A 7,477-nucleotide genomic window follows, 5' to 3' on the forward strand; every position below is an offset into this window, starting at 1 on the left:
ATTGTACATCTAACATTCTTGATTCTGTCTCTGTCCAAACGGCTCAAAGCAGAAATACAGTTGTCTGAAAAAACAAACTTAAAAAAGACTACAAACATAAGTATGGTTCTCAAAGAGATACCATCTTACCAATATAAGATTATCATATTTTATTGATTTTTTTCAATCCTTCATCCGCGAATTTTTCAAGCTCATCAACATTATATTCGACTAAAAAATGCTATGATGTTATACTCTATTTGATATTGTACTAAATAAACATGTAGAAGGGTTGGGTTATCCTTGAATGCTTCTGAACGTAAAACTATCCGTCAATTAAACAATTTAAGTGAAGAAGTTTTTAAGCTGTACTCTTCAGGAAAAACTCAAGAAGCATTAATAAAGGCTAAATCTATTGTTGACATGGCTGAAGAAAAGTTAGGTCCTAGCCACCCATTTACAAATACTTATTATGAGAACTTAGAGTTTATTAAAAATAGGTACCGTAAAGGAAATTTTGGCTTATATGATAAATTTAACGATAGGTTAAATAATTCTTCAAAGATACTGAACAAAAATACAAAAATATCTAATAATTACGTTCCAAAAAATTATAGTAAAGGAAGTTATATTTCTAATAAAAATTTGAAAACCGCTAAATCAGCAGCTTCTTTTAATCCTATCAAAATAATTTCCATTGGAATATTAGGTGCGATTACAGTGGTTTCTTTAAGCTTTTTTTATTTTATCGATAATTTTTCTATACCATACATCCAACTTCCGTCAAATAATAGCATAATAAAATTGCCAATCAGTTTAGCTAATGATTCTTATCAATTAAAAGAAAAAGCGCTTATAGATGCCCCATTGATCTCTCAACTTCCAGAGCTACCAAGGGGTTGTGAGGTGACTAGTCTAGCAATGTTATTGCAATATGCTGGCGTTAATGTAGATAAGATGGAATTAGCACGAAAAATTAAAAGGGATCCTACGCCTTACAAGGTAGTTGATAACAGAATACATTACGGCAATCCAGAGTATGGTTTTGTAGGAAACATGTATTCTTTTGATGAACCTGGACTTGGTGTGTATCACGGTCCGATAAGAGAATTGATGGAAAGCTATTTACCGGGGCAAACAATTGATTTAACCGGCAGACCCTTTAAAGATCTTTTCTATTTCATAAGTAATGATATTCCTGTCTGGGTAATCATAAATACCAAGTATAAAGAATTAAGCCCCGATGCATTTGAAGTATGGTATACCAAAACTGGTCCTATTCAAGTAACTTATAAACAGCATTCAGTATTAATTACTGGATATGATGAGGAATATGTTTATTTTAATGACCCTTTATTGAATATCAAAAATAATAAAGCACCAATTAAAGAGTTTGAAAACGCATGGAAACAAATGGGATTGCAGGCGGTTTCTTATATTCCTAAAGGTAAGAGTTTATTAGATATTTTACCGATCGACTAGTTTCCATCAAAAATTTGAATTTAAAAAAATTTAGGAAATAAATAATTGTTTAATGGTCGATAATGATATAATGGATAATAGTTTCTACCTATAACATATTTTTTCAATATTATTGTTTGAGTTGGAATCGCTATTAATTTATTTTTTTTAGGAGTGATATGTTGTATGTGCGGGTTTTGTGGCTTTATTGACAATATGACGCTTAGTGATAAAGATAAATATATTAATGCCATGATGGATAAAATCATTCATCGTGGTCCAGATGGAAGTGGCAAATATGTGGATGAAAATATATCATTAGGTTTTAGACGCCTAAGTATTATCGATTTAGCAGAAGGGTCACAACCTCTTTATAATGAAAATAATGATTTAGTACTTGTGTTTAATGGGGAAATATATAACTACCAATATATTAGAGAAGATCTTATAGCGAAGGGTCATATTTTTAGAACCAATGCCGATTCCGAAGTCATACTTCATGCATACGAAGAATATGGTACAGGTATCTTTGACCACCTTCGAGGAATGTTTGCTTTTGTTATTTGGGATATAAAAAACAGGTCACTATTTGGAGCTAGAGATTTTTTTGGTATTAAACCGTTTTATTATGCACAGTTAGCCGACACTTTAGTATTTGGTTCAGAAATAAAAAGTATCTTAGAGCATCCTGCCATCGAAAAAGAATTGAATATGGTTGCTCTGGAAAACTATTTATCATTCCAGTATTCTGCTTTATCTGAAACATTTTTTAAGGGTATTTATAAACTTCCCCCAGCACATTATTTTATTTATAAAGACGGCAAGATGGAAATCAAAAAATATTGGGAAGTCTCCTTCCGTGAGCCAGATTCCCAATATAAAAGCCTTGAGGATTTTGTCGATGCCACAGAACAGGTAATGCAAGACTCTATTAAAATGCATAAGGTTAGCGATGTTGAAGTTGGCTCTTTTTTATCAAGTGGGATAGATTCTAGTTATGTAGCAGCTTCATTCCAAGGGGATAAAACATTCACTGTAGGCTTTGGTAATGAAAAATATAACGAAATTGATGAGGCTAAAAAACTTTCCCAAGAAGTTGGAATCCAAAATTATCACAAAGTTATCTCTAAAGAAGAATATTGGAACGTTATCCCTAAAGTTCAATACTTTATGGACGAGCCATTGGCTGACCCAGCAGCAGTGGCACTCTATTTCGTTAGTCAATTAGCGAGTAAACATGTGAAAGTAGTTTTATCAGGAGAAGGAGCCGATGAATTATTTGGCGGATACAATATTTATAAAGAACCTTTAAGTCTCCAACCCATAACTAGACTTCCAATGTCAATAAGAAAAATGCTCGGTCTATTAGCGGAGCAGATTCCATTTGATATTAAAGGAAAAAACTACTTTATTCGTGCTAGTAAGACTGTTGAAGAAAGATTTATTGGTAATGCCTTCATCTTTAATGAAGAAGAAAGACAGCGATTATTAAAGGACAATAATTTCCAAGGTATTTCTACTACCGATATAACTAAACCGTTCTACGAAAAGGTTGAAGATCAAGACGATATTACAAAAATGCAATATCTTGATATTCATATGTGGCTAACAGGTGATATTCTCTTAAAAGCAGATAAGATGAGTATGGCTCACTCCCTAGAACTAAGGGTACCATTTTTAGATAAGGAAGTAGCCAAGATTGCCACCCAAATTCCTGTTAGATACCGTGTTAACGAAGAAAATACTAAATACACTTTAAGATTAGCCGCTAAAAGGAAATTAAAAGATATCATTGCAAATAGGAAAAAGCTCGGTTTTCCTGTTCCTATCCGAGTATGGTTAAAAGAAGATAAATATTACAATCTTGTCAAGAAAACTTTTACATCAGAGATTGCAAAAAAATTATTTAACCACGAGGAACTAGTTAAATTACTGGATGATCATTACCACGGTAAAAAAGATAATAGTAGAAAAATCTGGACTGTTTATACATTTTTAATCTGGTACGATCAATATTTTGTTAAAGACACCAAAAATCTTAATTTAAATGAATATAACGAAGAAAAAATTTTAATGGCTTAATAATAAACCCACGTACAAAGACGTGGGTTTTAGCTTTATTATTAACTTTTTATAACATTCGTAATGCTTGAGTTATTTTAGGAACGACTTGTTTCTTTCTAGATACAACTCCATCAACGAATGTACCTAATTCTGCCTTAACATCAAAGGCTAAGGATATTAACCGGTCGTTGTCAGACTTATATATTAGATATGATCCATTTTTCATGATATCTGTTACAACCATTAAAGTTAAGAAGTATTCATTTTCGAAATGAATTTGTTTGATATAATTTATAAATTCAGGAGTCCTTTCGAATACACTTTCAATATCTAAGGTAAATACTTGTGAAATACCCACTTTCTTGGTCTCAAGAGTAAATTCTTTAAAATCTCTATTAAATATTTCTTCAGCAGTATATCCTTCTAATGATGTTCCTGCTTTAAACATATCTAATGTATATCTTTCTAGGTCAAGATCTAAAATCTCGTTTAGCTCCTTAACTGCCTCTTTGTCCAAATCAGTTGTAGTAGGGGATTTTAATAATAATGTATCTGAAATGATACCTGAAATAAGTAATCCCGCAATATTATGAGGCAGTTCCACATTATATTCCTTAAACATCCGATACACTATTGTGCAAGTACTACCGACTATCATATTCCTAAAGTTGATTGGATTATCTGTAGTAATATCACCGATTTTATGATGGTCGATAATTTCTATAATGTTAGCTTCTTTTAACCCATTTGCACTTTGACGATACTCGTTATGATCTACAAGAATTACATTTTTTTTATGAGGATTAATTATTTCCTTCTTATTTACAAACCCCAAGTACTCCATATTCTGATTTACTACTGGGTAATTTCTAAAATTACTATTTATCATTTCCTCTTTTACTTCACATAAATAATCATTTTCATTAAATTGAATAATATCTTCATGTCTCATGATTGAAGAGACATAATTACATTGTGTTATTAATTTTGAAGTAGTATAAGTATCCTTATCTACACTAATCATAGAAACGCCATTTTCTTTAGCCATTTCTAAAAATTTTTCTGGAATTTCTTTACCACCGGTGATGATAATTAACTTCACTTGAGATTTTATGGCATCTTCTATTACTTTGTATCTATCCCCAACGATAATAATATCGTATTGGTTCAAATGTCCAATGACACTCTCTGAATAATATGCAATTACTCCAATATTTCCTTGTATTTCTTCATTGGATTTAACTAGAACCTTTCCATCCAAACCATTGATTATATTTGCCATGGTTGTATCTAGTTTATAGATATTCCCATTCATTAATCCCATCGCTATATCTTTCATCGTAACAATACCTATTAGTCGATTATTTTCATCAACAATAGGGACAGTTTTAATTTCTGGATTGCTTTTAAAAATATGATAGATTTCAATGATAGAGTTAGTTGGTAAACTACCAGGAACCCTGTCCAGCTCTAAATCTTTAAGTTGTATTTTTACGTTGTCGATAACTTCCGGTTCCTCAACCTTGAAACAGTCTAATACATATTTTGTTTCCCTGCTGACCTTGCCTAAGGCCACAGGTTTAGTGTTGTAACCCAGCTGATTCTTTAAATAGGATAAAGATATTGCAGATGTTACTGAATCTGTATCAGGATTTTTATGCCCAAATACTAATGTTGTCATTTCTCAATCCCCTTCATCTAGTCTTGATTTTTATATATTAAATTAATTTTAGATGTTTAAAGTTGTTCACAGCATAAATAGTATTTTATCACGTAAATCTAAATGATTCTAGTAGATATTCAATCTCAAATTTTATCAAAAAAATAACAGGGTGAATAACCCCTGTTATTAGAAATACTTCTATACCGATTCTATTTGATATTAATAACCTAACTCTTTATTCACTATTATTACATGGATCCTTCCAGCTGTAGGTTGTCTTTTTATTAAAACATATTCATTGCAAATTCGATCGGCACTATTACAGTCCATACAATACCCAACTTTAACGCATGGAGTTTTTCGGTCTAACCTCTTGGTATTTGCTGGGGCAGCGATTCTTCGATTTCGCATAATTGCCCCATCTAAATCCTTAACGATTTTATTTATTCCAACAACTACAATAACTTTGTCAGGACCATAAATCATCGCCGCTACTCTGTTACCTCTGCCATCAACATTATAAAGTTCGCCATCCTCTGTAATAGCATTACTGCTAGTTAAAAACACATCTGCAAAGAATGTTTTTCTATAGATTTCTTTAATCTGTTCTGGAGTCAGTCCTGCCTGATATCTATCTAGGAAGTTATATTTTCCACTTCTTAGTAACTCTATTACCCCAGTTTCAAAAAGTGTCATTGATCCCCCGACCGATACAGTATCTCCTTCATTCATTAACTCTTCTATCTTATTTAAAACTTCTTCTTCATTTTGGACGAAATAGCCATGCATATTATTTTTTTCTAAATTTTTTATTGTTCTTTCAACCTTTTTCTCAATTACAAAAGCAACATTTTCATCCATTATATTATCCCCTCTCTCAAAATTTTAACTTTATTTTAAATTAGTTTATTCTAATTCTCTCGGGGAGTTATTAGCCTAACTTATCACCTTTTTCAACTGGCTGTTCTGGTTGAATCAACACAACTCCTTGTTTTGAATAAACACCTAATACTAATACTTCTGAAAAAAAATCAGCAATTTGTCTTGGTGGAAAATTTACTACTCCTAATATCTGTTTACCAATAAGGTCTTCCTTTTTGTAGCATTCAGTAATTTGAGCACTCGATTTTTTGATACCAATTTCATCTCCAAAGTCAATCCATAGTTTATAGGCAGGTTTCCTTGCTTTTTCAAAGGATTCAGCTTTGATAATTTCTCCAACCCTGATATCTAACTTCAAAAAATCCTCAAAGGTGGCCATACTCATTTCCTCCTGTGAAAAAGAGATATTTTATTCCTGGTTATCATTTAAAGAAATCTCGGTATTTTTTCTTTATACTCAGAATACTCATTGCCATATTGTTCTTCAAGCCAAGGTTCTTCTGTAAAAGGAGCTAAGACAAACCATAAAATACTTAAAATTGCTGGAAAAATCGCTAAAAATGAATTTGAGAAAATTATTAAGCCCAATAAAAAAATTATGTCTCACATATTGAGGATTTCTAGAATACTTATAAGGGCCTTCCATTATTAACTTACCTTTGAGTCCTAAAGACATATGTACATTTAATGTTCGAACTCCCCATAAAGCAAAAACTATACCACTAACCATTAATATTCCACCAATAAGTAAACGACTTGGATGGGTAAAAATAAAGGTATTTCTGTCCAATATGCTAATTACTAGCGTACCGAATACAGTAATAATTGTGAGTATCCAAGTATACCAATATTGCCATGAATTCCTAGCTGGTGGTGGCCATATTTTATACTTTGAAGATACTATAGTAATTACTAGGCTTCCAGCCCATAAAAACCCTGTAATAGTTGAGATAACTAACAATGTAGAGATCATTTTGTTTCACCTCTTTCTATTTATTATTGACAAAAGGTTTGATTTGTTACACATGCCTCCTATTAATCATACTATATTAGTAAATGTTTTAGGGAGATGAACATATGGATTTTTTATTGGATTTTAAACAAGGAGATGTTAATGGTGATTCAATAATAGATAATCGCTAATCCAATTGTTACTGCTATTGCTTTGGTTGTATTAAAAATCACTAGCGTTGCATTAATGTAGTCAGAATATTTCTTCTAATAATCACTAGTTCATAAAAAAATCCTTTATAATGGAAGTACAGGTGCTCCCTGTCCAAATCCAATATAAAGGACCATGCTTATGGACAAGGATACACTATTTTCGTCATTTGGTAAATGGATAGCTCCTATCAATTCTGTAAAATTACAACAAAAAGTAGAAGAAATGAAGCAAGACAAATACGTTAAAAAATTAACAACAAGAGC

General features: G+C 31.6%; 6 protein-coding genes. 2 read left to right on the forward strand and 4 right to left on the reverse strand.

Going from position 1 to position 7,477, the window contains the following annotated elements; translation table 11 throughout:
• Positions 1-282 precede the first annotated feature (282 nt).
• Both BHF71_RS12520 and asnB read left to right on the forward strand, forming a co-directional pair.
• A complete protein-coding gene (locus BHF71_RS12520) occupies positions 283-1,461 on the forward strand; it encodes a C39 family peptidase (RefSeq protein ID WP_069656363.1) in 1,179 nt (392 codons plus the stop codon).
• Between the two features lie 165 nt (positions 1,462-1,626).
• Positions 1,627-3,522, forward strand: a complete 1,896-nt coding sequence (gene asnB, locus BHF71_RS03925) for an asparagine synthase (glutamine-hydrolyzing) (RefSeq protein ID WP_069656364.1) — start codon at positions 1,627-1,629, stop codon at positions 3,520-3,522.
• Positions 3,523-3,571: 49 nt separating this feature from the next.
• Here asnB and BHF71_RS03930 read toward each other — a convergent pair whose 3' ends face one another.
• The 4 genes from BHF71_RS03930 to BHF71_RS03945 all read right to left on the reverse strand — a co-directional run bounded on the left by BHF71_RS03930 (position 3,572) and on the right by BHF71_RS03945 (position 7,022).
• Complete coding sequence (locus tag BHF71_RS03930) at positions 3,572-5,185, reverse strand: putative manganese-dependent inorganic diphosphatase (RefSeq protein WP_069656365.1); 1,614 nt, start codon at positions 5,183-5,185, stop codon at positions 3,572-3,574.
• Between the two features lie 201 nt (positions 5,186-5,386).
• Complete coding sequence (locus BHF71_RS03935; RefSeq protein WP_069656366.1) at positions 5,387-6,028, reverse strand: lactate utilization protein; 642 nt, start codon at positions 6,026-6,028, stop codon at positions 5,387-5,389.
• 70 nt (positions 6,029-6,098) lie between these two features.
• Positions 6,099-6,428: a tRNA-binding protein gene (locus BHF71_RS03940; RefSeq protein ID WP_069656367.1), complete on the reverse strand. Its 330-nt coding sequence runs from the start codon at positions 6,426-6,428 to the stop codon at positions 6,099-6,101.
• Positions 6,429-6,533: 105 nt separating this feature from the next.
• Positions 6,534-7,022, reverse strand: coding sequence for a methyltransferase (locus tag BHF71_RS03945; RefSeq protein WP_069656368.1), 489 nt, complete (start codon positions 7,020-7,022; stop codon positions 6,534-6,536).
• Positions 7,023-7,477: the final 455 nt, after the last annotated feature.

Origin of the sequence: Vulcanibacillus modesticaldus (genome assembly GCF_001730235.1) — a bacterium.
Classification (GTDB): Bacteria; Bacillota; Bacilli; order Tepidibacillales; family Tepidibacillaceae; genus Vulcanibacillus; species Vulcanibacillus modesticaldus.

Coding starts and splice junctions, on each gene's coding strand:
- BHF71_RS03940 (WP_069656367.1), bottom strand. CDS start 6,428: ATGGCCACCTTTGAGGATTTTTTGAAGTTAGATATCAGGGTTGGAGAA.
- BHF71_RS03930 (WP_069656365.1), bottom strand. CDS start 5,185: ATGACAACATTAGTATTTGGGCATAAAAATCCTGATACAGATTCAGTA.
- BHF71_RS03935 (WP_069656366.1), bottom strand. CDS start 6,028: ATGGATGAAAATGTTGCTTTTGTAATTGAGAAAAAGGTTGAAAGAACA.
- asnB (WP_069656364.1), top strand. CDS start 1,627: ATGTGCGGGTTTTGTGGCTTTATTGACAATATGACGCTTAGTGATAAA.
- BHF71_RS03945 (WP_069656368.1), bottom strand. CDS start 7,022: ATGATCTCTACATTGTTAGTTATCTCAACTATTACAGGGTTTTTATGG.